The sequence below is a fragment of the Cronbergia sp. UHCC 0137 genome (assembly GCF_034932285.1).
Classification (GTDB): Bacteria; Cyanobacteriota; Cyanobacteriia; order Cyanobacteriales; family Nostocaceae; genus Cronbergia.
On the sequence record NZ_JAYGHC010000023.1, the window covers coordinates 17,208 to 42,082 of the forward strand.

25 protein-coding genes and 1 tRNA gene are annotated in these 24,875 nt (G+C 39.9%); 13 read left to right on the top strand and 13 right to left on the bottom strand.

The window, feature by feature from the left end:
* Window positions 1–57 precede the first annotated feature (57 nt).
* Together VB711_RS13645 and hetZ are read right to left on the bottom strand one after the other, a co-directional pair.
* On the bottom strand, window positions 58–1,032 hold the full coding sequence (locus tag VB711_RS13645) for a PatU (protein WP_323286622.1): 975 nt from the start codon (window positions 1,030–1,032) through the stop codon (window positions 58–60).
* Complete coding sequence (hetZ, locus tag VB711_RS13650) at window positions 1,025–2,215, bottom strand: heterocyst differentiation protein HetZ (protein WP_323286623.1); 1,191 nt, start codon at window positions 2,213–2,215, stop codon at window positions 1,025–1,027. Before hetZ ends, VB711_RS13645 begins: the two co-directional genes overlap by 8 nt.
* A gap of 273 nt (window positions 2,216–2,488) precedes the next feature.
* Between hetZ and VB711_RS13655 the strand changes: the two genes are divergently transcribed.
* Window positions 2,489–2,959, top strand: coding sequence for a hypothetical protein (locus VB711_RS13655; RefSeq protein ID WP_323286693.1), 471 nt, complete (start codon window positions 2,489–2,491; stop codon window positions 2,957–2,959).
* A gap of 192 nt (window positions 2,960–3,151) precedes the next feature.
* On the opposite strand, the gene sds is transcribed toward VB711_RS13655, so the two are convergent.
* The gene (gene sds, locus VB711_RS13660) at window positions 3,152–4,123 is read right to left on the bottom strand and encodes a solanesyl diphosphate synthase (RefSeq protein WP_323286624.1); all 972 of its coding nucleotides are present in this window, start codon (window positions 4,121–4,123) and stop codon (window positions 3,152–3,154) included.
* A gap of 947 nt (window positions 4,124–5,070) precedes the next feature.
* Between sds and VB711_RS13665 the strand changes: the two genes are divergently transcribed.
* Entirely contained in the window at window positions 5,071–5,220 is a 150-nt protein-coding gene (locus VB711_RS13665; protein ID WP_323286696.1) for a hypothetical protein, read from the top strand.
* Window positions 5,221–5,597: 377 nt separating this feature from the next.
* Here the strand turns inward: VB711_RS13665 and murI are convergent, their stop codons facing one another.
* The 7 genes from murI to VB711_RS13700 form a co-directional block, all read right to left on the bottom strand.
* Window positions 5,598–6,446, bottom strand: coding sequence for a glutamate racemase (murI, locus tag VB711_RS13670; protein ID WP_323286625.1), 849 nt, complete (start codon window positions 6,444–6,446; stop codon window positions 5,598–5,600).
* Between the two features lie 271 nt (window positions 6,447–6,717).
* Window positions 6,718–7,770 carry a c-type cytochrome biogenesis protein CcsB gene (gene ccsB, locus VB711_RS13675; RefSeq protein WP_323286626.1) on the bottom strand — a complete coding sequence of 351 codons (1,053 nt, stop codon included), beginning with the start codon at window positions 7,768–7,770 and terminating at the stop codon, window positions 6,718–6,720.
* Window positions 7,771–8,023: 253 nt separating this feature from the next.
* Window positions 8,024–8,353 carry a helix-turn-helix transcriptional regulator gene (locus VB711_RS13680; protein WP_323286627.1) on the bottom strand — a complete coding sequence of 110 codons (330 nt, stop codon included), beginning with the start codon at window positions 8,351–8,353 and terminating at the stop codon, window positions 8,024–8,026.
* 10 nt (window positions 8,354–8,363) lie between these two features.
* Window positions 8,364–8,720, bottom strand: a complete 357-nt coding sequence (locus VB711_RS13685; RefSeq protein ID WP_323286628.1) for a type II toxin-antitoxin system RelE/ParE family toxin — start codon at window positions 8,718–8,720, stop codon at window positions 8,364–8,366.
* A 22-nt stretch (window positions 8,721–8,742) separates the two neighbouring features.
* The gene (locus VB711_RS13690) at window positions 8,743–10,389 is read right to left on the bottom strand and encodes a DUF3352 domain-containing protein (RefSeq protein WP_323286629.1); all 1,647 of its coding nucleotides are present in this window, start codon (window positions 10,387–10,389) and stop codon (window positions 8,743–8,745) included.
* A gap of 16 nt (window positions 10,390–10,405) precedes the next feature.
* Complete coding sequence (locus VB711_RS13695) at window positions 10,406–11,032, bottom strand: chorismate lyase (protein WP_323286630.1); 627 nt, start codon at window positions 11,030–11,032, stop codon at window positions 10,406–10,408.
* A 363-nt stretch (window positions 11,033–11,395) separates the two neighbouring features.
* Window positions 11,396–11,476 (bottom strand) — tRNA-Leu (locus tag VB711_RS13700).
* A 270-nt stretch (window positions 11,477–11,746) separates the two neighbouring features.
* Between VB711_RS13700 and accC the strand changes: the two genes are divergently transcribed.
* Window positions 11,747–13,099, top strand: a complete 1,353-nt coding sequence (accC, locus tag VB711_RS13705; protein WP_323286631.1) for an acetyl-CoA carboxylase biotin carboxylase subunit — start codon at window positions 11,747–11,749, stop codon at window positions 13,097–13,099.
* A gap of 174 nt (window positions 13,100–13,273) precedes the next feature.
* Here the strand turns inward: accC and VB711_RS13710 are convergent, their stop codons facing one another.
* Both VB711_RS13710 and VB711_RS13715 read right to left on the bottom strand, forming a co-directional pair.
* A complete protein-coding gene (locus tag VB711_RS13710) occupies window positions 13,274–13,567 on the bottom strand; it encodes a YggT family protein (protein ID WP_323286632.1) in 294 nt (97 codons plus the stop codon).
* A 579-nt stretch (window positions 13,568–14,146) separates the two neighbouring features.
* A complete protein-coding gene (locus tag VB711_RS13715) occupies window positions 14,147–14,875 on the bottom strand; it encodes a choice-of-anchor E domain-containing protein (protein WP_323286634.1) in 729 nt (242 codons plus the stop codon).
* 680 nt (window positions 14,876–15,555) lie between these two features.
* Here VB711_RS13715 and psbX point away from each other — a divergent pair.
* The 4 genes from psbX (at window position 15,556) to VB711_RS13735 (ending at window position 18,158) form a co-directional block, all read left to right on the top strand.
* Complete coding sequence (gene psbX, locus VB711_RS13720; protein WP_028083398.1) at window positions 15,556–15,675, top strand: photosystem II reaction center X protein; 120 nt, start codon at window positions 15,556–15,558, stop codon at window positions 15,673–15,675.
* A gap of 415 nt (window positions 15,676–16,090) precedes the next feature.
* Window positions 16,091–17,002: a Ycf66 family protein gene (locus VB711_RS13725; RefSeq protein ID WP_323286636.1), complete on the top strand. Its 912-nt coding sequence runs from the start codon at window positions 16,091–16,093 to the stop codon at window positions 17,000–17,002.
* Between the two features lie 44 nt (window positions 17,003–17,046).
* Entirely contained in the window at window positions 17,047–17,607 is a 561-nt protein-coding gene (locus VB711_RS13730) for a hypothetical protein (protein WP_323286637.1), read from the top strand.
* Window positions 17,608–17,621: 14 nt separating this feature from the next.
* Window positions 17,622–18,158 carry a Tol biopolymer transporter periplasmic protein gene (locus VB711_RS13735; protein ID WP_323286638.1) on the top strand — a complete coding sequence of 179 codons (537 nt, stop codon included), beginning with the start codon at window positions 17,622–17,624 and terminating at the stop codon, window positions 18,156–18,158.
* Window positions 18,159–18,184: 26 nt separating this feature from the next.
* Here the strand turns inward: VB711_RS13735 and VB711_RS13740 are convergent, their stop codons facing one another.
* Window positions 18,185–19,180 carry a succinate dehydrogenase/fumarate reductase iron-sulfur subunit gene (locus VB711_RS13740; RefSeq protein WP_323286639.1) on the bottom strand — a complete coding sequence of 332 codons (996 nt, stop codon included), beginning with the start codon at window positions 19,178–19,180 and terminating at the stop codon, window positions 18,185–18,187.
* A gap of 1,421 nt (window positions 19,181–20,601) precedes the next feature.
* Here VB711_RS13740 and VB711_RS13745 point away from each other — a divergent pair.
* The 6 genes from VB711_RS13745 to lpxD all read left to right on the top strand — a co-directional run bounded on the left by VB711_RS13745 (window position 20,602) and on the right by lpxD (window position 24,860).
* Entirely contained in the window at window positions 20,602–21,048 is a 447-nt protein-coding gene (locus tag VB711_RS13745) for an AbrB family transcriptional regulator (RefSeq protein ID WP_323286640.1), read from the top strand.
* Window positions 21,049–21,223: 175 nt separating this feature from the next.
* The gene (locus VB711_RS13750) at window positions 21,224–22,099 is read left to right on the top strand and encodes a CPBP family intramembrane glutamic endopeptidase (protein ID WP_323286641.1); all 876 of its coding nucleotides are present in this window, start codon (window positions 21,224–21,226) and stop codon (window positions 22,097–22,099) included.
* Window positions 22,100–22,160: 61 nt separating this feature from the next.
* Complete coding sequence (locus VB711_RS13755; protein ID WP_323286642.1) at window positions 22,161–22,823, top strand: ParA family protein; 663 nt, start codon at window positions 22,161–22,163, stop codon at window positions 22,821–22,823.
* A 9-nt stretch (window positions 22,824–22,832) separates the two neighbouring features.
* Entirely contained in the window at window positions 22,833–23,294 is a 462-nt protein-coding gene (locus VB711_RS13760) for a hypothetical protein (RefSeq protein ID WP_323286643.1), read from the top strand.
* 7 nt (window positions 23,295–23,301) lie between these two features.
* The gene (locus VB711_RS13765) at window positions 23,302–23,769 is read left to right on the top strand and encodes a restriction endonuclease (protein WP_323286645.1); all 468 of its coding nucleotides are present in this window, start codon (window positions 23,302–23,304) and stop codon (window positions 23,767–23,769) included.
* A gap of 44 nt (window positions 23,770–23,813) precedes the next feature.
* The gene (gene lpxD / locus VB711_RS13770; protein ID WP_323286646.1) at window positions 23,814–24,860 is read left to right on the top strand and encodes a UDP-3-O-(3-hydroxymyristoyl)glucosamine N-acyltransferase; all 1,047 of its coding nucleotides are present in this window, start codon (window positions 23,814–23,816) and stop codon (window positions 24,858–24,860) included.
* Window positions 24,861–24,875 lie beyond the last annotated feature (15 nt).

Sequence of the window (24,875 nt, forward strand, 5' to 3'; positions counted from 1 at the left end):
AGGATATGATCCATCATTATTAATCGGTTGGCGGTTACTAACCTATGGTAATTTACCCTAAATAGTCAAATTAATCGCCAGCAACAATGGCTGTTGGTCTAATTCAGGAAATTCAACTTCCAGAGTATAAGTTTGGTTAGACTGCTGACAGCATAATTCTACCTTTGGATTCACCGCCAGGGCAGATTGAACCATTGTTTGGCAGCCTTTTTCCCCCAACTTCAAAACCCCTTCATAGGGTAACTGACTCTGGACACTTAACTTAGTTACCGCATCCACAGAATTTAATTCTACACGGATACTCAAATTTCCCACATCAGTTAACCATTGTCTTTCCACTACCGATTCTGTAGGTGAAATTGACAAACTCATATTTTCTAACAGTTGTTTAGCTGCCATTAATGACAACGCCATCTGTTGACGTGGAAGTAACTCTGTGTAATTACTCTCAATGCTGGGTGCAGCCTGGGGTGCCTCAACGGAACGGTAAGAACTTCTGAGTACCAAACCAGCTAAATCATTAATGACCAGAGAATCCTCATCAAAAAAGTTTTCTACTGCCTGAACTAATTTAGCCCCTAAAGGCAAGGAAGATGTCAGTAATTCCTGACACTTATCTACCAATTGCTGAAACACCTGATCTGGCAACGGAATTGGTAACTTTAGCTGTTCTGGCTTAACCAACCACCCCCAGGCAAAGCCAGGTGAACTTTGTTCAAGAGACTCAGGATAATCAATAAATTGCGTTTCCCAAGGAAATAACGGTGGGTGGTCTTGGATTTGCTTTTGTAACTGCCGTTTCAGGACGGCTTGATAACGTTCTTGCACAGTAGGAATTTCTCCTAATTGAAAGGTTTGGGGTTCTTGTCCCAACTCTTGCTTACTACTGGTGGATGCAGTGGATGGCTGAAGATGGTTTTTCACCCCGTCAACTTCCTTATGCTCCACCGTAGGATACTCGTTAGTTTTGACATCATTTATCAATAACCAATCAAGTAAACGGCGTTGTAAGGATTCTGAGTCACTATTCATGAGTAGATGCACCTGATCCGGATACTAATGAGTTACGAATTTCCCAAGCCTGTTCGAGAATTTTAAACCACTGTTTTTGTAGTTGTGCCGTAGATAATTTTAAAGTTTTAGCTATTTTATCGTCAGGTTCTCCTTGTTGCTTCAATTGTAGTAAAGACCTCTGGCGATCGTCTAATTGGGCTGTGTAAGTTTGCCATTGCTGAGGAGTCAAGCCCAGATTTTTCGGTAAAGAAGCCTCTAACCACTCATGAACCAATTCCCAGTGATGCAGTAGGGCAAAGCGAATTAAATGATACTTAAAACGCTGCTGCAAGTAGTCTCTCTGACGCGATGTTAGTCCTAAAATATGCTCAATTTCCTGGGCTGATAAATCTTGCAGCCTCAGAGAGAAATAATCAGCACAGTCAGTTTGTTGCTTTTCTTCTAGATAAGCCATTAACTCCGCAATTACCACCGATCGCAAAGTGTCTTCTTCCGGTTCTGGTTCTGGCTGCGTGGCCATCGCCGATCGCAATTGATGCACAACAGGATCTTCCCAAGATCCATCAGCTTCATTGCTGCCACCTTCCGATGCCTTGTCTATATCTACGGTAGATTCAGTTGGTTGCTGTTGAGAAAAAGTTTGCGCTCGGAGAATAATTAGCTGTTGTTGCCTTCCTGGTAAGGGAATCCGGCGTTTACCATAGCGCTCGCAAAAGGCCATGTACTCAGCTAATTCCAGTAAAGTTTGGGGTCGATAGGTGGCTAAGAGTTGATTCTCCCGACGAAAAGCATTTAAAGCTTCTAAATAAAAACTCTGGAGAAAGTCTTCTATTATAGTCAGTCGCCCTTGATAACTCAATTGCTTCTGAGGAGGATTAATGTAACGATAAACAATAGCACTCAGGGTGCTATGTAATTCAACCCTGCCCCGGCTAGAACCCAACTGATAATATCTTAGACATTGTTGGAGTCGGTGTTTAGCCAAGGTCATGGCTGCATTTTCTATATCACCAGAAGTTTGGATGCGTTTACTTTCTTGACAAATGCGTAAAACTTCGGTGGTAATTCGTGCTGCTACATCATGACAGTTTTTAGCCGAAGCTTTAGTTGACTGTTGAAGTTCTGGCAATACGAATTGAAAGATTGCCTCCACACCAATAGAATCTTCTCCCTGAGTAGTTGCAGTTGCGGCTAGATTCATAGTCTCAGTTTTCACTCATACCCTAACTTACTTAAACACAACTTGTAAAAGCTTGGGTATTGGCTTAATTAGTTTTTGCCAAGCAATCCTGTGTTAAATGGGATTATTATCATCCACTCTGCTATTTTACCAACTTGGGATGGTTAGGATGATGGGAAATGCTAGAAATAATAGGAGTATTAGCCAAAAGGCTGTTCTAACCTAGTTTTTAGTCCAAAATCTCAAACCCAAAATTGGTACTAGCCGTTACCCTAGAGCTATTTACAAGTTATGATAGATAATCAAGCTCAAATTCAATTGCTGATCGACAATGCACCCCGCGATGGTAAAACACCTCAACTTGTAGCAGCGATCGCTCCTACACTGAGTGCGATCGCTCAACAGTTACGCTACTCCCAGTACTATATTCTCCAAAGTCTACAGGAGAATTGGGTTTTAACTACCTTGAGCAACCGGGCTAATCCAAAATTAGAAAAGCGAGTGATTTACGCTTTTCCTAGATTACAGGATGTCTCACTATTCTCCCCTGCTGGGCTTGACCCTCAAATGGTAGCTAAACATATTCCTGTTATTCAAATTTTATTTCAACTGGTGGCATTAGAAACCGTTGATAGTATAGTCTTTTTTGAAACTCCAGGTACAACCACTAATGCGATCGAAATCGGGCGATCTGACTTGCAAAAATTAATCCAACAAAGTCTCAAACAACATCAAAATAGTTCAATACCTCCCAATATTGCTTGAATTTTACAAGGGCTAGGAGTCAGGAGTCAGGAGTCAGGAGAAAGAATTAGAACAAGAGAAGAACACTCTTGAATCTCGTCAAGTTATAAGTTTTTTGTAGTCTGTAGGGTGCGTCAGACGGAATAATTTAGGCTAAAATCACCAATTTTCAGATTCTGACGCACCTGACTTCATCGAAACAACCAACTGACTTTAATAGAGCCGACTAAGTACATAATCGGTTAACTCAATTAATGTCTGCCGCGACTCTGAGTTTTCTAAGATAGAAATATGTTCAGCGGCTGATTTAGCATGGTGAGCAGCTAATTCTCTAGCCTGGTTTATGCCTTGGCTATCTTGAATCAACTCTAACGCTTGTTCTAAATCCCCTTCTTGGGCAAATTCCCTTTCAATCAGTACCCCCAAGGACGGTTTTTCTTTTAAGGCAAATAACACTGGTGCAGTGAGATTACCACTAATCAGATCCGAACCGACTGGTTTACCTAAAGTATCTGTAGAACTGGTGAAATCTAAAATATCATCTACTATCTGGAAGGCCAGACCAAGATGCCGTCCATAGTTATACAAATCTTCGGCAGTTTCTGGCGAAACTTCACTGAGTAATCCGGCAGCTTTAGAACTGTTAGCAATTAAGGAGGCTGTTTTGTAATAACTCTTTTCCAGGTAATTTTCTGTAGAAAGAGTAGTATCAAACCGATTCAGCCCTTGTTGAATCTCGCCGGAAGCTAGATCCATAATCACTTCAGACAGTAATTTGACTACATCCAAATTGTTGAGATTAGCCAAATACCAGGATGATTGAGCAAAAAGAAAATCTCCTGCGAGGACGGCTATGCGATTACCAAACATACTATGAACTGTTGGTACACCACGCCGCATATTTGATTCATCCACTACATCATCATGTACCAAACTCGCTGTGTGGATCATTTCCGTAATCTCTGCTAAACGTCGATGACGGGGCGTAATATCTTGTTCTAGCATGGTAGCCCGCGATATCAGCAGTACAATTGCCGGTCGGATACGCTTTCCTCCAGCGCCAAATAAATGATCGGCAGCTGCATAGAGAATGGGGTGGCGATTTCCAACTAGCTGTTTTAGGTTATCTGCTAGTATTCGCAGGTCTGCTTCCACAGGGGTAAACAGGGAGGTGGCTGGGGTCATGGATGGGCGGACTCTGACTTAGGTTACGAAAGTTTACATATCCTTTACTCATTTTAAGATAACCTAGTTCCTACGCCAAATTTTCCTGAAAAAATCTGTGAAAAACGTAAATAATTGTTCCCAGGCTGAGAATTGGAATTTTTAATTAAATTTTAGAAATTTATTATTTACAGATTTTGCAGTTGTCATCACGACGGTGATAGATGCTATTATTGTCTAATAACTCTTGGCAATGAAGTAAATGAGTAGTACATAATACATTCTTTTTTGATTGTTCTACACTACCATTTGTTGCCACGTTGTGTGTTGCCTAATTTTCTGTGACTGAATCAGTATCTCTAAAAGTTGTGCGTAGCAATATAGAAAATTTTAAATTTAGTCTAGAATTTAGGTAAAAATTTAGGTCTATTGTGTTACGCTAGAGTCTAGAGATTTCAAATTTTTCAGACTTTCACTCGCCAAAGATAAATTGCTAAATACAAGTAATTATACTCATTGGTGATCTGGGTCTAAAATAACAAATCACCTAAAGAAGTAAGGGATTTTCCCGAATTTCCCAAGGTGACACATAAGCCTCTTGAGTTAGATTAGGTACTTCCTGCAAAGGAAAAAGTTACGTGTATCCAGCTTGAGTCAAGCGGTAGTATATCTACTGCCTGACTGGTGTGAGGACAAATAACGCAGACTAGGTAGACTGCTGATGAAGGCTGTGATGTTTTGCTATTTAGCAATTTCACTGTTTTCGGATGTTTGGTCTGCAAAAATCAGGTTAAATCATAAATTTTGTTGTCCAGGAAGAGTAAATTCTCTACTGGATGATTTGGCACAGCCAAACACAGCCATTAAGCACGTACTTAATTTGGTTGAGATTGTGGTTTTTTTGTGCAGTTAATTTTATATTCCAACGAAGGTGAAGCTGGTAAAAAATGATTTACGGGGAAATGACTATGATGATATTTATTTTAGCCTCTGGATACTTACTTACTGTTTACTTATTGTTAGCATTGGTCAAGCGAACAGGAACAGCGAAAAAGTCCGGGTTTAAAGATGATGCTGCTGGAAGTCAAAACGACATCCAGAGGTTAATCAACGGTTGATTTTTTGCTAATCAATTATAGCAGAGAATGGGTGATAAGTTAGGGGGTAAGGAATAATTTCTTCCATTTTTCCCTTAACTTACCAAAAAGGGAACAGGGAACAGGGAACAGGGAACAGATAAGAAACTTTAGTTCTGAGTTTAAAGCTCAGTAAAAAAAACGGTGTCATTATTTCAATCTCATGTTTTTAAGCATGAGTTTTTTCTGTTAAGCGTTGCCCGTTAAGAGTTCCCTCTGAATCTTTCATCTTGTCAATAAGAGTTGGTGGGCAATGCCCACCCTACCAAATAATCAGGGTTATGACTAGTCTTGATCAAGAAGACTGGTAGAAGCACCCAGATTTATTTTCGGGTAAATCCAAAATCTAAACTTATGAGTTAGGCGATTGGAGACTCAAGAAAAGATATTTGCTTGACCATAGGAGTATAACCCAAAAACTGTAATCCAGACTGAGCAAATTGTTCAGGACAACCGCTAACGGCGAAATGTGTAGGTAGTGGGGGGTGGGTATTTTTGATGCCTAAGAGGTCTAATTCTTGGGAACAGGCTATAACAACGTGTACGGCAGGATCAACTAGCTTGATGTATGAAGGGAGGAGCGATCGCAATATTGGCGCTAAATGGGGATAATGGGTACAGCCATAAACCAAGGTGTCAATTTCTTGCTGGAGTAGAGGTTCTAGATAGGCTTTGGCTACTTCGGTTGTGTAGGGGTCGTGGATGCGATTTTGTTCGATTAGTGGTACAAACTCTGGGCAACTGACTTGCCAAACTTGGGCATCAGGTTTAATCTCAATTATAGCTTGTCGATAGGCATTGCTTTTAGCTGTCGCTGGGGTAGCGATCACACCAATGCGTTTACCTTGTTGTGTGGCGGCCTTTGCTCCTGGTAAAATTACCCCCAGGATGGGAAAATTATATTCTGAACGGACAATTTCTAAAGCGAGAGCAGAACTGGTGTTGCAGGCCATGATTACCATTTTTACCTGTTGCTGCTGCATCCAATTCAAAATATCCCGCACGAACTGTAAAATTTCAGCTTGAGAACGAATACCATAGGGAAGACGAGCCGTATCACCAAAATAAATAATAGATTCTTGGGGAAGTTGTTTATAAATTTGTTGTAGTACGGTTAGCCCACCAACACCACTGTCAAATACTCCAATGGGAGCGCGTTGAGGTTCTTGGGGAGATGATGGAGTAATAAAATTGGCAGTTGAATACATAAACAATTGAAAATTTAAAATTCAAAATAATATAACAGATGAAAAGATAAAGTGATTGAAAGATGTGACTTACTCTAAAACACCCCACCCCTAGCCCCTCCCCGCAAGCGAGGAGGGGAACTGGATTTCCAGTGAATATCTCTACAAAAACCAACCGTAGGAATGTAACTGAGAAGATAAAGTGATTGTAAGATATTGCTTACTCCAAAACATCCCACCCCTAGCACCTCTCCGCAAGCGGGGAGGGGAACTGGATTCCTGGTGAATATCGCTACAAAAACCAACCGTAGGAATGCAAACCTTTACCTAAAAGATTTACACCAAGATAGCAAATCCAGACGACAACAAAACCGGTGGCGGCTAAAATTGCGGGTTTTTTACCTTGCCAACCACGAGTAATTCTAGAATGGAGATAGGCTGCAAAGACCAACCAAGTGATTAAAGCCCAGGTTTCCTTTGGATCCCAACTCCAGTAAGAACCCCAGGCTTCGTTTGCCCAAACTCCACCGGCGATAATGCCAATGGTCAGGAGGGGAAAACCCAAACCAATGACACGATAGCTGATGTTGTCGAGGGTTTCAGCTAGACTGAGGCGTTGGGGTGAGAGGGTATTAGTAGCTGTTTGAGTTGGTGTTTCAGGAACGGTTACTAAATTTAAAACGGCGGTACCATTGCCATTGTTACTGCTTTCCAAGCGAGTAAAGCCATTATTTTCTACATTGGGTGTAGAGAATTGAGTAACTAATTCCCCGGCTTTGTGAAGTTTGTAACCATTGCTGCGATAGCCACCTGTACCAACGGAACTACCTTGTAGTTGGATATTTTGGCCTCGTGTGACAATTAAAAAGGCGATCGCTAATAATGCACCCACCATCAAAGCCGAATAGCTCAACATCATAACACTGACGTGCATCATCAGCCAATTGGATTTGAGGGCAGGTACTAAGGGTTCGGACAATTGCATTGTTGATGGTAGAGTTAGAGTAGCAAAGGCAGCGATCGCCATGGCCACAGGTGAGGTAACAGCGCCTACCAACCGACTGCGACTATTGTATTCTGCCAATAGATGAACAGCAGTGATACCCCAAGTCAAGAAGAACAGAGACTCATAGAGATTACTGAGGGGAAAATAACCACCTTCTATCCATCTTGCTCCCAGTAGAGTAGCAATACACAAATTAGCGATCGCCATTCCAGCCGTCCCCAAAGCAGCAGTCACCGATAAGTTCGGAAAAGCTACCCCCACCCAATACACCAGCATGGTGCAGAATAAAACGGCAAAGGAAGCATTATCTAGCCAGTTCTGGAGTACAACCAGATTCATAATTTATTCTCCCTAGCGGACACTTCAAAAATATCAGTTCTGACTGTTTTCATCCTAATCTGCTTTGCGGCGGTTATTCCAGTTCATATAACTTTTCTGGGTTTCATGCCTTCTATTATTCAAACAGCAAAGTGCTGTATTAACTCTCTTTTTTCTGCATACCCTAGATGATGTGCTTGATATAAGTCTAAAAACTCTGCCATATCTTCACTGTTGTTAAACTTATGATCAAGGCTTTTAGTATCAACTGTGATTAGGCAATTTTCTGATAAACAACATTAATTTTAGGTTGAGATTTATCTTGTTGTTGATTTGTTACCATTATCTCTACATTTTGACCTAATTTGATTAAATAATTTAATAAATTCTCAATTGTAAATTCTTTCAGAATACCGTTGCTTAAATTATTTACTTTCTCAATTTCTAAACCTAAAATCTGTCCAGCTTGTTGCGGTGTAATTTGCTGTTGTTCTAAAATATCAGCAATCAAGGAAGCTAATTTAACTTTGGCTAATTTTTCTTCTGCATTAGCAAATCCTAAAGCTTCAAAGATATTGCCAGAACTGATTGTATAATCTAACATAATATTTATCTCATGATTGTCTAATTTGTGAAATTTGGATTGCTGTTTGTAACCTCTGCTGAATTAGATCAATAGTTTGTTTAGGTGTTTTAATACCTTTGGGGGATTTTTTCTTAAAAGCATGGAGAACATACACAGCATCATCTATTTTTATAGCATAAATAGTGCGGTAAGTGTCGGTTTGATAATTACTGCGAATTTCAAAAACTCCATTAAATCCTTTTAATGGCTTTATTTTAGGATGAGTTTGATTAGTTTGGACTCTATAGAGAACATACCCAACTTCATCAATTACATCTTCAGGAAATTCCAAAAGTTCTTCTTTGGCAGAATTTACCCAAATCACTATGTTTACTGAATCACTCATCGTAATTTAGTTAATAAATAATCTACTTATCTACCTTTTTAAAAGATAAAAAAACATCATAACGTTGACTACGACTATCGTTGATTGCAGTTGTGACTCCAATTGTGCGTATTGATTGGAGAAAAGTTTGTTGATTACCAGGTAAATTATTAGGAATAAAACTTTTAACAGTCTGCTCCACATCTAAGAAAAACTGACCATTAGGTGGATTTAATTCTGTGATCACTGTTTGTTGAAAAGAGGGGGTGTTAACTAACGGGTTATTGGGTCGAGAAAGAATTTTATCACTAATGGGAGCGCCCACAACTAAAAAAACTATATTATCATCTAACCAGCCATGAGTAGCTGTTAAAGCTCCAAAAGGTGAAATCCAGTTAACTACAGGTTTACCTGCAACTGTTTCTGGTTGAATTTGAAATTGGTATTGATTTTTCATCACCTCATCTAACTTTTGTAGAGCAGTTTCCGCAGCTTGACGCTGACTTATTTTAGACATAAATACTAAACCCGCCTGAAAATTTTCTCCTAACGCATTTTTCGGGGTTTTGGGAATCACAGCCAAAGCAAATTCCCCTTGTAACCAACTCAATAAATCTCGCTCTAAATCCAAACTCGTCAGCGATTTTACCCCCTCGCGGACTTCTTTGGGTGTAATTGGTGATAAAGGATTACCCTCAGATGTAGAAACATAGTCACCCCACCACCGTTGCAAATTACTACCAGAAAGCATCATTAAAGTTTCCCCTGGTAGACGATTTTTCATCCCTCCAGCGTTGTTTTCTACAGCCAAGAGCCTCTGACTTTGGGGATTTAACCACGAAATTCCCTTAAAACGCATTCCTTGGGGTTCTAGGGTGACAGTACCGGCTAAACCTTGATTATTTTGAAGTTGAGTTAAAACCTGAGCAGGTAAACGCCGATTAGGAAAACCCTGCGCTATTTTAGCTGCCGTAGGTACATTCAGATAAAATTGAGCAAAAGATTGATAACTGGCAATTTTAGGGAAATTATGTTTAAAACTTGCTAATTGTGCTAAAGATGTCTTATTTTTATAGGCAGCGATCGCTCTCTCGATTGTTGTAGAATTATCACTAATCACCAAAAAACGCTGATCTAATAAAGCCACTGAAAAAATTTTCCCTGACTTCTGAATTTCTTTAATCACAAACCCCTGATAACTGCGTTCAACCCAATTACCAGGCTTTGATTCGCTCAAAATCTTCTCAGCCACTTCCAGATTTTTGATCGGTAGCACCATCACCAGGGATTCTTGATTACCATCTCCCCTTGGTGATAACATGGCGATCGTCACCCCATCACCAACCCAAGGTTTCACATCCTTTTGGAAATCATAACCATTATTAGTGAAAAGACGTTCTCGCCATATCACTAAATTTTTATCCAGTTCTCTTTGAGCTTCTAGTGTACCAAATTCCCGTAACTTTTGCCATTGTTGATGATCAGTTGTCAAGGACACCGCAAACAAGGCATCATCAGGAATAATATTCGCCCCTATAGGTAAATCTCTAGACAATGGCTGTCCTTGGGTAAATAGCCAATATGCTGCTATTCCACCACCAATTAACAACCCAGCAGCCGAGAGAGTCAACACCAAAGACGGTTTCTTCTTTCTTCGATTTCTTCGACTAGATACAGTAGGCAGCGTCATTATTAAAACTTATACATTACACCTTATAATGGTTAATCATCTGCATAGCCCCTAAATATTTAGTTAAATAAGGCGAAAACACCTCATAAATTAAAGTTAGGGGTTGCCCATGATGCCAAAATAAATAATGGCGACCCCAAAAAGGGCCTACTTCATTAAAGCCCGACTCTAAAGCCGAAGAATAACCATAATAAATTCCTTGCACATCTCTATACAACTCAGTTCGCAAACGAGCCAAACTCGCCCAAATTGGTAATGAACGGTTTTGTAAATACTCATCTACATGACTAGCTTCCCACCATGAGGTAGCATAAGCTAACCTTTGACCGGAGGGAGTACGCAGCCATACCTGTCTCCGTAGCCTTGGACCCGGAATAGCTTCAATTAATTGAGGAGCATCATCTCCATCCATATCAATCAAAGACATATCAATTATATCCACTTCCGTTGGTTCACCGGTTAGCAACTGTAAATGCCTTGTAGGAGAACCATCTCCTAAAAGTAGCAATTGCCAAGCGGGTGCTAACTGGGTGTGGGGTAAACCTTGTTGAATCACTCCTTCATCACCTTTCCAAATGGGATTGAGGCGATGCCAAACGGTTGGACTGGTTAAATTGTTTATCGGCTTAACAGTTTTGGTCAACTTTCTTCATAAAAATTTATCTATCTCTATCAAAGCACAAAAAACCATATATAGCAGGAGTCAGGAGTCAGGAGTCAGGAGTCAGGAGTCAAGAGTCAAGAGTCAAGAGTCAGGAGTCAGGAGTCAGGAGTCAGGAGTAAAGCCCTGTTGTCGTAGGAGTTTGATTATTACTTGATGTCCTAACCACCCTGTCCATGGCTATACCCCAAATAGTTGAGATTTTTAGACCAAAAATTTCTTCCTTTGCGCCTTTACGTGAGATATATATCGTGCGGGAAATAACTCTAAGAATATTTAAATAGTTGAAAGTTTTAAAAAAGCAATGACCAGCATTTTAACTGCCGATCACAGCTTTTTAAATAATGCGGATGGCGAGACTCGAACTCGCAAGGCAAAGCCACACGCACCTCAAGCGTGCGCGTATACCAATTCCGCCACATCCGCACAGGTTGCCTAGATTCAGAATATAGCATAAAAAATAAATAAGGTGCAATATTTTGCAAATTTTTGAGAAAATTTCTGAGTGCGGATATCAAGCTGATGGTAATTTGATTGCCGGACAAATGATATTAAAAGCAGTAAAGTAACTAAAAGAAGGGTATGGGAGCAATTGAGTTGGGGATTTTTTATCAGAATTTGCATTAAAGAGACAGCTTTATGTCGATGGGATGGGAGAAAATGTCAATCTACAGGTACTAATATCGAAGCTAGAAAATGAAGTTTGATAAAATATTAATTGCTAATCGGGGAGAAATCGCTCTTCGTATTCTCCGGGCTTGTGAAGAAATGGGAATTGCGACGGTAGCTGTTCATTCTACCGTTGACCGGAACGCCCTCCATGTTCAACTGGCAGATGAGGCGGTTTGCATTGGTGAACCTGCCAGTAGTAAAAGTTACTTGAATATCCCCAATATTATTGCGGCGGCTTTGACGCGAAATGCTACGGCCATTCATCCTGGTTATGGCTTTTTGGCGGAAAATGCCAGATTTGCGGAAATTTGTGCTGATCATCATATCGCTTTTATTGGCCCTAGCCCGGAGTCGATTCGGAAAATGGGGGATAAGGCTACAGCCAAAGAGACAATGCAAAAAGCAGGAGTACCAACTGTTCCTGGTAGTGATGGATTGGTGGAATCGGAGGAAGAAGGATTAGCGATCGCTAAAGATATGGGCTATCCTTTAATGATCAAAGCCACGGCCGGGGGTGGTGGTAGAGGTATGCGGCTTGTCCGTTCTGAAGACGAATTTGTGAAACTTTTTCTAGCAGCCCAAGGGGAAGCAGGAGCAGCTTTCGGTAACTCCGGCGTTTATATAGAAAAGTTTATCGAGCGTCCCCGTCACATTGAATTTCAAATTTTGGCGGATAACTACGGTAATGTGATCCATTTAGGAGAAAGAGATTGTTCAATTCAGCGTCGCAATCAAAAACTCCTAGAAGAAGCCCCCAGTCCAGCCCTTGACTCAGACCTGCGGGAGAAAATGGGAGAAGCAGCCGTTAAAGCTGCCCAATTCATCAACTATACTGGCGCTGGGACAATTGAATTTCTACTTGACAAATTCGGCAAATTCTACTTCATGGAAATGAACACCCGGATTCAAGTTGAGCATCCAGTTACGGAGATGATTACCGGGATTGATTTGGTGACTGAACAAATCCGTATTGCCCAGGGTGAAAGATTGAAACTGACTCAGGAACAGGTTGTTTTGCGTGGTCATGCTATTGAATGCCGCATTAACGCCGAAGATCCAGATCATGATTTTCGTCCAGCCCCAGGCAAAATTAGCGGTTATCTCCCCCCCGGAGGTCCAGGTGTGCGGATTGATTCTCATGTTTACACAGATTACCAAATTCCCCCATATTATGACTCTTTGATTGGTAAGTTGATAGTTTGGGGTCCTGACCGCGCTACGGCTATTAGTCGAATGAAACGCGCCTTACGGGAGTGTGCTGTTACTGGTTTACCCACGACTATCGGATTTCATCAAAAAATTATGGAAAATCCACAATTTTTGCAGGGTAATGTTTATACCAGTTTTGTCCAGGAGATGAATAATTTAGGGCAGTAGAGGGGGCAGGGGGCAGGGGGCAGGGGAGGCAGGGGGCAGGGGGCAGGGGAGGCAGGGGAGGCAGGGGAGGAATAATTAATTTATTACCTATCACCAATCACCAATCACCAATCACCAATCACCAATCACCTATCACCAATCACCTATCACCTATCACCAATCACCAATCACCTATCAAACATGACGAGATAACATGGTCAGTAATCCTTGCTGACCGAGTAAAATTTCTCGGATTAAACTGATGATACCGACCCAAATAATGGGGGTGATATCTACTCCCCCAATGGGTTGTATTAGTTTTCGCAATGGGACTAAAAAGGGTTCTGTTGGCCAAGCAATTAGATTAAAGGGCATCCGGTTGAGATTCACTTGTGGATACCAAGTAAGAATGATGCGGAAAATAAATAAAAATGTCATCAGTCCCAAAATGGGTCCGAGAATCCAAGAGGTCAGGTTAACACCAGTCATGGTTTTGAGCTACTATCTGTGAAGAATATTTTAAGCTTTGTAAAGCAATATCTCTTTAATTTTAACTAAATGCTGGGATTTTCTCCGACAACAGAAAACCTTTATTTATGAGCAAAGGTAGGGAACAGGGAAGAAAGGTATAGGCGTGTACTGAGTTGATTGGGGTGCTGGGATTAAATTAGAATTTCCAGATGATATGGGAGGTAAATGAAAAATATCAAAATATTGTGTTGCTTTGAAGCGAATATCTATGATATGAAAATATTTGTAACGTCAAATTTTAGAGTGAAAAAGCCCTAGATAGTGTTATTCTTACGGAGTGCCTCGTTATCGCACTATCTATAGGTCATCGTACAGGTCGATTTGTCAGAGTTCCTCACTAAATCGGTTTGTATACTGAATATAATGTCCCAAAAATGAGCCAAAAAGGGTACGTTACAAGTTATTAACTTACCTCATAATTTTCACTTGGACTTGATTCTCTTAGAGACTTCCAACTAAAAAAATATCCCGTCGTTGTGACGGCAGGGGGGCAGGGAGCAGGGGGAAGAAAAGTCGCTTTGATTTGGTGAAATTGGATCATCTTTTTTGTGGAGTTCTCTTAAGAACTTTTTTACCAACAAACAGCCCAGCTAAAACAGACAGACCTAACCCGGAGTTAAACTCGAAAGGAACTGCTATGGGATCGTAGTTATAGGTAATAGAAACGTTACCGTCAGCAGATTGCTGAATCTGAGAAAGTAGATTTGCAGCACCTGTGAACGACGATGAACTTATCGAAGAAAAAGTTAAATTGTAACTCCCTACCCCAGTTATGGCTGGTAAGTTTGTAGTTAAGCCGGATAAAGAAATACTGCTCGGAGCTGTAAGTCCGTTCACAGTGCTACCAGACGTACCACTAAAGTCTAGTATTCCGTCAAAGTTGCTAACATTATAGTAAGATGATTGAGATGGATTTAACACTACATCAGGAATACCAAAGATAGAAGTATCTAAGGTACTAATAGCTGCAAGGTTAAATATTACGATTGCAGGGCTTGCCTCTAGACTCTCGAATCTAATGACACCTTGTGTATTAGAAGAAAAAGTAAGATCGAAACTAGTTAAAGTTCCCAAGCTTGGGTCAAATTTACTTAGCGTTAGATTATTGTTAGAAAAATTTAGTGGACTGGCCGGCAGACTATCTGTAAAAGTCATAGATAAAGCCGAAGCAGAATCAGTGAACAACATGACTAGAGATGCAGCCAGAACAGGGGAAAGACATTTGAAATTGATACGATTTCCCCAAATCTTAAAATTATTGGTCATTAAAATGCAATACCCAAATCTACATACTAAAGTGTAGCAGATAGATTGCATTAATTTATATTGAATTACTTACTCCCTTCCCACCCAAAAAATACCGATTGAATAAACCACGAAGGCAGGAAGAAAGAAGAGAAGAAGATAGGTAATCTTATTGTGGGAAGGGAGTAATTAAATCATTTTTGCCGTATCCGCTCAATAAATGGGCGCAGACTACCTAGGGCTTGCTGAATAAATCTAAACCCGTTTATTAATAAGGGTTTCGATGATTTTTGTCACAAAAAGGTGCAAAGTTTTGGCTAATAGTGTCTCAAAACGGTTGCATTTTTCCTTGTCGGATCTAGGAAATTGAGGATATCAAGATAGCTAAAACTGTTCCCTGTTCCCTGTTCCCTGTTCCCTTCCCTCACAGATAACTTTTTCAGCAACCCCTACCTATTCGGGAACGATTTTACGCTATTTGAGGCTTGTCATTGAACCCACCAGCCGGTATAACCAGTACCTTTAGACCGCTTATGGTAAAGGAAAAGCGATCGCTACTGAGTCTAGTAACGTAAATTACCAGTAAGGTGATGCGCTTGTTTGCTATCTTTCGTGATATCTGATCTTGAATAACTTCTCAAGAAAGCGATGCACGATTAAAATAAAATTAAAATGGATTGTGTAAAAAAAGGTTGAGAACTATGACACCCTCTTTAGCAAATTTTCTTTGGAGTCTTGTTTGGGGTACTGCTATTGTGGTTATCCCCGCAACAGTTGGTCTAATTTTCATTAGCCAAAAGGATAAAATTCAACGTTTTTAAGCAAATAAGGGGCAGGAGGCAGAAGTTTTAATTTTTGGATTTTTGACTTGTCTCTCCCTTTCCTATCTTCAAAACGGTTAAAAAATTAACTTTTTCCAAAATGCTTAATTGTTTGACCTGATAAAATAGGGGTTTAGCAGTGCTAAACCCCTACCACAGGTAAGGTTTTTCGCAATTTTACCAAAGGACTAGGAAATGCTATAAACGAACCACAGAGACACAGAGGACACGGAGGAATGAGAGTTTGAGAGATTTTTTGCGTTAGGTGGTTGAGTGTTTTTTATTTGGAAGTCGGTGAACGGCTTGAGAGCTTGTTGATCAGATGCTTTGCAGCCTGAATATATTATGTTGATAGGCTAAAGTAGAGAAATTAATTGTAACTCGCTAACATAGATTTGATATTGGGAAAATAGCAATGGTAAATTTCGGGCTGAACTCAGCCAGTGTTTTGGCTCAGGTAAATTTTGGAGCGAACTCAGCCAGTATTCTAGGAATCTTCTTGGCTGTGGCTGGGGCAGCACTGTATTTTCTTCGCACTGTGCGTCCTGAATTGTCAAGGGATCAAGATATATTTTTTGCGGCAGTGGGTTTGCTGTGTGGCTTTATTTTGATTTTCCAAGGATGGCGGTTAGACCCAATTCTGCAATTTGGTCAGTTGTTGTTGGTTGGTACTACTGTATATTTTGCTTTTGAAAGTATTCGTCTACGGGGTATTGCGACTCAACAAGCGAAGCGGAATACTCCGATTGTGGATGATGAGCGAGAGGTGAGCAGAAAGTATTCTTACTCTGAACGCCGCAATTATCAAGCTGAGATGGATGCTGATTTAGAACCACTACCCTATGAATATGAGGAGGAAGAACGTCCTCCACGGCCTAGGATTCGCGGTACTAGAGATCAACGTTTAACTCGTAATGATGATTATGAGGAACAACCCCCTCGTAGTTCAGAACGCCGAAATAGTAGGACAAAACCAGAAACAAGTCAAAGAAAGCGTCGTCCCACTTCTGAAAGGCCAGCGAGTCGTCCAACTCAGAGTTATGAAGATGAAAATTGGGGTTCTGTTTCTAGGGAGGTAGATAGTTGGGAAGATTCGGAGCAGGAAGCCAGAAAACCGCCACGTCGCAGTAATAACCGACCCCAGCGCTCAGAAACTCGTGAGGAAGATGTTACTCCCAGGGTGAGAAAGCGTCGTCCACCTGCTAATTTTTCTCCCCGTGAACGGGATGATGATGAGGCGATTCCTACTGATTATGTACCATATAACCCAATCGAAAAACCAAATGATGCGCCTGATAATTCGACTGATTTTGATGAGGATATTTAAAGTATTTGGGGTGCTGGTCTTAAAGACGACGGAAAATTTTTGAGGTGAAAGTATTTAGGCTTGCATTCTGGCTCCAAACATCTATTCGTTGGAGCCTGGTTTTTGGGTTAACAGGGTTGCTGATATCTTGCGGTGCTGGTGATGTAATTTTGGGGAGCAATGCTCTCAATACTCGCTACACTGAGGAGCAACCTGCTTTGAGTGGCAATGGTCGGTTATTGGCGTTTGTATCTAATCGTAATGGTAATCAGCAGTTGTTGCTGTATGATTTAGAAAATCAAAGTTTTATTGCGACACCGGGTTTAAATCGTCGAGACACTGTTGCGGAAAGTCCAAGCCTGAGTTATACGGGGCGTTATGTTTGTTATATGACTAGCGACCAAGGTAGAATGGTGGTAGGACTTTACGATCGCGCTAATCAAAAGTCACAAATTATTACACCTACTTATCGCGGTTGGCTCAAAAGTCCTAGTATTAGTCCTGATGGGCGTTATGTGGTTTTTGAATCTGCTGGTCGGGGACGGTGGGATATTGAAGTTTTAGATCGCGGTCCAACGGTTGAGTTAGATATTCCTAATGGTGCAAGTGTGAATCTACCGCAATAAGAAAAGTGGGTGAGATGGGGAGAATTAGGAGTTACAAGTTATCAATTATTTTATTTTTATGTTCTAGTTTGTTAACTGGATGTTTTGGCTATCCCCGGTTGTTAAATTATCCCTTTGATGGGGGAGGACGTAGTTTAAATAGTCTGGCTTCAGATTTAAATCCCCAAATTTCTGGCAGATATATTGTGTTTAATACTGACCGTCGGGGTAGTCAAGATGTCTATATGTTTGATACGCTGACTCGTAATCTAGTGGATTTACCGGGTTTAAATGCGTTTGATGCGATCGCTACTCATCCCTCTGCATCAGAAAATGGTCGATTTGTGGTTTTTGTAGCTAGTCGTCAAGGTCGCTCTGCTGTTTTCTTATATGATCGCGATACTCGTCAATCACGGAATTTAACTGGTGATCTCCAAGCGGAAGTTCGCAATCCAACTATTAGTGCTGATGGTAGTCGGATTGCTTTTGAGTATACCAATAATGGACAGTGGGATATTTTGATCTATGACCGTTTTGGTCAAAGGTTGAATATTCCCCAAGATCCTAAGTAGGCAGGGGGCAGGGGGCAGGGAGAAAATTACTCAGTTTTTTGGATGGATTCGATGAGCGATCGCACTTCTTGAGTCCCTTCTGAGGGTTCAAAGGAGAGGGGGAATTTACCCCGAAGGAGCATCCGTAACCCTAACGGTGCAAGACTCAGTAATCCTTTCAGGTCACGAAAATAATTACCAACTACTTGGACACCAAATTGGCGTTCATCAATCCAACCACCTGCTTTGACTAAATCTATCAATACTTTGCGGTGACGGATGGTGCGGCTATCGCTGGCTTGTTTGCGATCGAGTATTTCTTGTTTAATTTTGGTAATTTGCTCTAATGGTGCTACTTCCATGGGACAAACTGTATCGCAATAAAGACAACGGGTACAACCCCAAACCCCTTTAGTATCTTGATTATAGTTTTCTAGACGGGTTTCTGTATCGCGATCGCGGGAATCTGCTACCATCCGATAGGCTTTGGCTAAAGCATGGGGACCAACAAAATTTGGATTGACTTCACGAGCGTTACATTCTGAATAACACGCACCACACATAATACAATTACCAGTTTGGTCAAGGAGCGATCGCTCTTCAGGTGTTTGCAAAAATTCCCTTTCTGGAACTTGTCGTCCTGCTGTACTCACATAAGGAGTAACTGCCTCTAAGTTATTCCAAAAACTGCTCATATCCACAACTAAATCTTTAATTACAGGCATATTCCCCATGGGAGCTACAGTAATTTCGGGAATCTGATTGTCTTTAGTCAAGAATGATGATATTTGTTGTAATCTAGCAACTTCACTGCCAACATTTTCCTTACAGGCTAAAGCCGAACGTCCATTGATTCGCATTGCACAACTACCACAAATCGTATTGCGGCAATTTTTGCGAAATGCTAAAGTCCCATCTTGTTCCCACTTAATCTGATTGAGACAATCTAAAATTGTATTCCCTGGTTCTACCTGCAACAGATAAGTTTTAATAATAGGGACAGAATTTTGTTGTTGTCTATTTATTTTAAAAATAACTTCCATTATTACCACCTTAATCTTATAATTTTGTCTCTTAGCCTGTTGGTGATGCCAAAATAATCATTTTTTGGCGCATGGGGAACGGTAAAGGGTTAATTAGGGCTTGCCTAATAAAGCAAAAACTGAGATATATCAAGAGTTTGAAGGTTAAAAAAGTGAATTAGATACAAGAAATAAGCGTTAAAACTACCAAAAACCTATCAGTTGATCAGATTCACGACTATTCTTCTAATTCTTCCTCCTGACTCCTGACTCCTGACTCCTGACTCCTAGCCCTAACCAAAAGACTTTTTTAGCAAGTCCTAATTACTGTTGTTTTACCAGTTTCTAGTTCCCTCAACCCCCTTATTATATAGAAGTCTTAGAGCAGATGATCAAGATATCCTAGTGATCAATAATTCCTTGATGGTATAAACCCCCAGAGTTATTTTTGGGTTCAATCCAGAATCCCTCCACTAAAAGCTCACACCTCAGTCGAAAATTTAAAATCCTTTGACTATCAAGTAGTGGGTAGATGTGGTAAATTGATTCTTTCCCCAGACAGACCTGGAGAACACTCTCTCTAGCTTTGTACCTTGTGGTAGTAAACAAGGACAAATATTCTTACGGCTTTTTGTCTCCTCTCAACCTAGAAAACTCTTAATTTAACTCACTCCCTCAAAATTGTTCACCTCAATTAGATAAATTTTTATAAATGTCTCGACACCACACTCACCACAGCATAAAGCCAGAGAAAAATATCCCCTGGTTTTCCCTAGCCAAATTTAGGGATAAAGAAAAAAATAATTACAAATTGAATTTAAAATTAAACAAATATTTTGCTATTATTAGTCCATGATAGTATTTAATATAAAATTATGAACTAACAAAACCAGTCTGAATCGCCGCACAAGCGCGACAAATGCTGCTTTGTTTATTCATAGTGTAGAGACAGAACATTTGATGTCCCTACTGGCAAGACAAAAGGGTGAATGTCTGTAAGACCTTATGCAAATGCTATGCTATCCTCACCTTGAGATGAAAAGTAGGGACAACCCTACAAATCAAAGCAAGAAAGGTAAGCACCAAAAGTGGAGAACCTGCTATTGATTGGCTCTACAACTTGTTTGTAGTAGACCAGACCTAACTTGTAAAAGTGGATTAAAATCACACTGCTACAGTAGCGCCATCAAGAAAAAAAAATAATTCTGATGGCGAATAATGGTTAAAAATGCCGTAAAATCACGGAAATTAATGTTTGTGATCACCAAGACCTCTAAATTTATTGTGGATAGCCATAGTAGAGGTAATTGGTCTGCATATCAGCAGTAATTCACCCTTCACTCTAGAGTTTTCAGTAGCTCTATACAATGGCTAAGAAGCCAATACTGGAATCAAACAACTTTGTTGATCACCTGCAATAGATTAAGGAAATTTTGAGCGTAATGACTGAAACTGCAACCGCCCCGCTAACTGGAAAAGCCCTACTTTCTAAAGTAAAAGAACTTTCCAACCTACCACGTCGAGAAAGAGCAAAACAGTGTGGTTATTACACTGTTACAAAAAATAGTCAGGTGCGTGTAAATCTGACAGATTTTTATGATGCGTTGCTTTCAGCTAGAGGTATTCCTCTGAGTCCAGAAGCACCAAAAGATGGACGTGGACGCGAACCGACATATCGGGTTAGTGTTCATCAAAATGGTCAGATTGTCATTGGTGCTACCTACACTAAGGCAATGGGTTTAAAAGCTGGTGATGAATTTGAAATCCGTTTAGGTTACAAACACATTCACCTGATTCAGCTTGGTGAAAGTGATAAAAAGTTAAGTGAGCCAGATATCGATGATGAAGATATCGACGACGAAGAAGATATGGAAGATGATGAAGAGTAAATTTATCTAAGATACATTTCCGAAAAAGTGGAGACGTTCCATGGAATGTCTCTACTGGAAGTATCTGATGTGGAAATTTATGTCTAAAAATACGATTAGACCCGTTGCAAAGTGGACTAAGTTTGATAAAGTCTTGATCAATAAGTAATCAGTCTTTTTGGAACGGAAGTCTATCGTGTTTTTTTCGTCTGTTTTGATCGAAGTGTTAGAGCCATCAGCGAAGACATTACTGGAATTTTTGCAAAATTCCCCAGTAGTGGTTTTTGTCATGGCTTTTTTTATTGTGTGGATAGGATGTTGGTTGCCCTTAGCAGCTATTATGGCAATGACTCTAAATTTACGCCTCAACAAACCTTTACAACCAGAGCAAAAAATACCTTTATTGGTATCTCTATATCTATTAGTTCCCCTGGTGCTTTGGGGGATAAATTGGCTAGGGTTGGGATCATTTGCTGATTATGGCTTAATTGCAGATTTTTCGATTTTCGGTTCTTTGCTGTTGGGTTTTGGTTTGGGTGTGTTGGGTTTAGTGGTAGTATTTATTGGGCAGTTTAATCTAGGTTGGTGCTACTTAGAAAAATCAAATATCAAGTCAATATTACCCATTTTGTTACCGATTTCATTAGTAGCATTATTTGTAGGTGGGATAGAAGAGTTAATTTTTCGGGGTTTCTTGTTGACTAATTTAGAAAAAGATTACCCGATTTGGTTAGCTGCAATGATTTCTAGTTTGATTTTTGCCGTACTACATTTAGTTTGGGAACAACGAGAAACCGCACCCCAAATCCCAGGATTATGGTTGATGGGAATGGTTTTGGTATTAGCTAGACTGGTTGATGGTGGTAATTTAGGGATAGCTTGGGGACTTCATGCAGGTTGGGTGTGGGCGATCGCTACTATAGATACAGCCGAATTAATTACCTACACTGGCCAAGTCTCTGAATGGGTTACGGGTAAGAATAAAAAACCCCTCGCAGGTTTAACGGGTATTGTTTGTGTTCTGGTAACAGGAATAATCCTCTGGTTGTTTTTCCCAGGTACTTATTTATAGTTTTTACCGAGATTGTGGTATTGTTTATATTGTCAATTTAATACTGAAAATATTAGAGAGGTTGGATTTGATTATTCTATGTACTCATAATGATGGTGGTGTAGGCAAAACTACAATTGCTGTTCATGTTGCAGGTGTTCTAGGCAATAGGTTTGAAAGCACACTCTTGGTAGATTGTGATGATCAGGCAGATTTCTGGCGATTTCATACTGGTCGACTTCCACAAAAAGCCAACGACTTGGAAAAAAATGACAACATTACAGTAATTTATAACGAAAGAAGAGAATCAATTACAAAAGATGTACAAAAAGGGCAATATGATCATATTGTGTTAGATATTGATAGTCCTTTGAAAAGTACCGTCCAAACAATTGTAGGTAATGATCCTAACTTGATTTTAGTACCAGTTAATAAATCTCAAAAAATAAAAGCACTGCGTAATCTCCCCAGAACATTAAGAGTCATTTCTCAACTGGAGAATAAAATAGGTTGTGATCCACAAGTAATTATTGTACCTTTGGGGATATCCCAGGATTCTATAGGGGAAGTTGTTTCAAGATTAGCCGATCATGATAAACCTAACCGATGTAGAATTGCTCCAGAAATGGATGATTATCAAGATCAAATGCAAACTGCCATTTACCAAGATAGGAAATATATTTGGGATTATGAAGGTTTAGATTTTTTATACGATTATTTCGCTGATTTATTATCAGAACAATAAAGGAGATAGATGATGCCTGAAGATTATATAGCTCAGAAAGCTATTGATGATGGAACGGAAAAATTAGAAGAAGATGTTAAAAAGAAAGAATCCATAGAATTGAGATTCACAGATTCAGAATTAATTAAAATTCAGCAGCTAATTTCTATTCTGACATTATCTAAAGAGCTATTTTTAGAATCAGCAATTAGTTATGTTCATTTCCATTTTTCTAACGATAAAGAAAAAACCGAAAAGATCATAAATGATGAATCAAGAAAATATGAAGCTGAATCACAGCAAATTGATTTAAATGGCAAAATATCCCCAAAAGACCGTGATAGACTGTATGGAAAAATCAAGCTATCACCGGAAACATCTAGTAAAATTGAAGAATTAAACATGAAAGATAAAATCAATCAATGTTTATTTACAGGGATTAATTTACTTTATAAACAGTTGATTGAGGAAGTTAAAACAGCTAAAGAATAAAAGAAAGATGGATTATTTAGAAATTAACGCTTTAATAAATGGAATTATTTTTTCTAGGGAAAATATCAAACAAGATTTAGGTAGAAGATTTGCTGCTTATCTTGGTTTAACACCAGGAAAATCTGGAAGTGATGGAGGAATAGATGGTTATGGAAAATTAAATAATGATATTATCTATTTTCAATCTAAATTATCCCAGAAGATATTAGATGCGTCTTTTGCAGCAGAATTTGTTGGTAATCTTGTAATTCACGAAGCTAATATTGGTATAATGTTAGCCGGTGTGGGTTATACAGATGGTTTTCGTTCTCGGTTAAAGCAAGCTTTTGAAAGTAACTTATTAAAGACAGAGTTAAACGTTCATTTATTAAGCCTTGAAGATGTGTTTGGAGAAACTCAAGTATTTGCAAAAGCAACTAACGATTTACCTCCATTGAGAAATTTAAGTAATGGTGAATGGACTAAACACAAATAGATATCTCCTCTTTGATTTAAATTGAATTTTTTCTCAGATAAATTATGAAATTTAGAGAAATCCTTGATCAATTTGGCGATGCAGCTACTAAAAACAGTCTCACCTTTCAACCAGACCAAAACCCAGAAATTACCGGGGTAGCGGCGATAGATGAAGCCATTAGTGGTAATATCAGCTATGTGGAAGGCGCAAAATTTGCTTCCTTTTTGAGTTCAACGGCTGCTAGTGCGGTAATTTTGCCCGGTGATGAAAAATTGCAAATGTTAGCTACTGAGAATGGTTTGGCTTGGATTGCTACCCCTGAACCACGACTATTATTTGCAAGAGCGATCGCTCTTTTTTATCAACCTTATCGTCCCCAAGCCACAATTCACCCCAGTGCCGTCATTGCTTCTACAGCAAAAATTGGTCATGATGTGTATATTGGCGCTCATGTCGTGATTGAATCAGGGGTAGAAATTGGTGATGGTGCAATTATTCATCCCAACGTCGTGATTTATCCAGATGCGAAAATTGGCGATCGCACTACTTTACACGCTAACTGCACAATCCATGAACGTACTCGGATCGGTGCAGATTGTGTAATCCATAGCGGTGCTGTGATTGGTGCAGAAGGATTTGGTTTTGTCCCTACCCGCACAGGTTGGTTAAAAATGGAACAATCTGGTTGCACCGTTTTAGAAGATGGTGTAGAAGTTGGTTGTAATACTGCTATTGACCGTCCAGCAGTGGGAGAAACCAGAGTAGGAAGGAATACTAAAATTGACAACTTAGTGCAGATAGGTCACGGATGTCAAATTGGTGCAGGTTGTGCGATCGCTGGCCAAGCGGGAATGGCCGGTGGGGTTAAAATCGGGAATCGGGTGATTTTAGCGGGACAAACAGGAATTGCTAATCAGGTAAAAATTGGGGATGGGGCGATCGCTTCGGCTCAAACTGGTATTCACAGCGATGTCGCACCGGGAGAAATTGTTTCTGGCTCTCCGGCAATGCCTCACAAATTATATCTGAAAGTATCTGCTATTTATAGCCGTTTGCCAGATATGTATCAAACTTTAAAACAATTTCAACGCCTGTTAGGGAAAAAATAAAATTTAATCTTCTTG

Excerpts from the sequence above, each read along its gene's own strand:
- VB711_RS13645 (WP_323286622.1), bottom strand. The coding sequence starts at position 1,032 with ATGAATAGTGACTCAGAATCCTTACAACGCCGTTTACTTGATTGGTTA.
- hetZ (WP_323286623.1), bottom strand. The coding sequence starts at position 2,215 with ATGAATCTAGCCGCAACTGCAACTACTCAGGGAGAAGATTCTATTGGT.
- sds (WP_323286624.1), bottom strand. The coding sequence starts at position 4,123 with ATGACCCCAGCCACCTCCCTGTTTACCCCTGTGGAAGCAGACCTGCGA.
- VB711_RS13665 (WP_323286696.1), top strand. The coding sequence starts at position 5,071 with ATGATGATATTTATTTTAGCCTCTGGATACTTACTTACTGTTTACTTA.
- murI (WP_323286625.1), bottom strand. The coding sequence starts at position 6,446 with ATGTATTCAACTGCCAATTTTATTACTCCATCATCTCCCCAAGAACCT.
- ccsB (WP_323286626.1), bottom strand. The coding sequence starts at position 7,770 with ATGAATCTGGTTGTACTCCAGAACTGGCTAGATAATGCTTCCTTTGCC.
- VB711_RS13680 (WP_323286627.1), bottom strand. The coding sequence starts at position 8,353 with ATGTTAGATTATACAATCAGTTCTGGCAATATCTTTGAAGCTTTAGGA.
- VB711_RS13685 (WP_323286628.1), bottom strand. The coding sequence starts at position 8,720 with ATGAGTGATTCAGTAAACATAGTGATTTGGGTAAATTCTGCCAAAGAA.
- VB711_RS13690 (WP_323286629.1), bottom strand. The coding sequence starts at position 10,389 with ATGACGCTGCCTACTGTATCTAGTCGAAGAAATCGAAGAAAGAAGAAA.
- accC (WP_323286631.1), top strand. The coding sequence starts at position 11,747 with ATGAAGTTTGATAAAATATTAATTGCTAATCGGGGAGAAATCGCTCTT.
- VB711_RS13710 (WP_323286632.1), bottom strand. The coding sequence starts at position 13,567 with ATGACTGGTGTTAACCTGACCTCTTGGATTCTCGGACCCATTTTGGGA.
- VB711_RS13715 (WP_323286634.1), bottom strand. The coding sequence starts at position 14,875 with ATGACCAATAATTTTAAGATTTGGGGAAATCGTATCAATTTCAAATGT.
- psbX (WP_028083398.1), top strand. The coding sequence starts at position 15,556 with ATGACACCCTCTTTAGCAAATTTTCTTTGGAGTCTTGTTTGGGGTACT.
- VB711_RS13725 (WP_323286636.1), top strand. The coding sequence starts at position 16,091 with ATGGTAAATTTCGGGCTGAACTCAGCCAGTGTTTTGGCTCAGGTAAAT.
- VB711_RS13735 (WP_323286638.1), top strand. The coding sequence starts at position 17,622 with ATGGGGAGAATTAGGAGTTACAAGTTATCAATTATTTTATTTTTATGT.
- VB711_RS13740 (WP_323286639.1), bottom strand. The coding sequence starts at position 19,180 with ATGGAAGTTATTTTTAAAATAAATAGACAACAACAAAATTCTGTCCCT.
- VB711_RS13745 (WP_323286640.1), top strand. The coding sequence starts at position 20,602 with ATGACTGAAACTGCAACCGCCCCGCTAACTGGAAAAGCCCTACTTTCT.
- VB711_RS13760 (WP_323286643.1), top strand. The coding sequence starts at position 22,833 with ATGATGCCTGAAGATTATATAGCTCAGAAAGCTATTGATGATGGAACG.
- VB711_RS13765 (WP_323286645.1), top strand. The coding sequence starts at position 23,302 with ATGGATTATTTAGAAATTAACGCTTTAATAAATGGAATTATTTTTTCT.
- lpxD (WP_323286646.1), top strand. The coding sequence starts at position 23,814 with ATGAAATTTAGAGAAATCCTTGATCAATTTGGCGATGCAGCTACTAAA.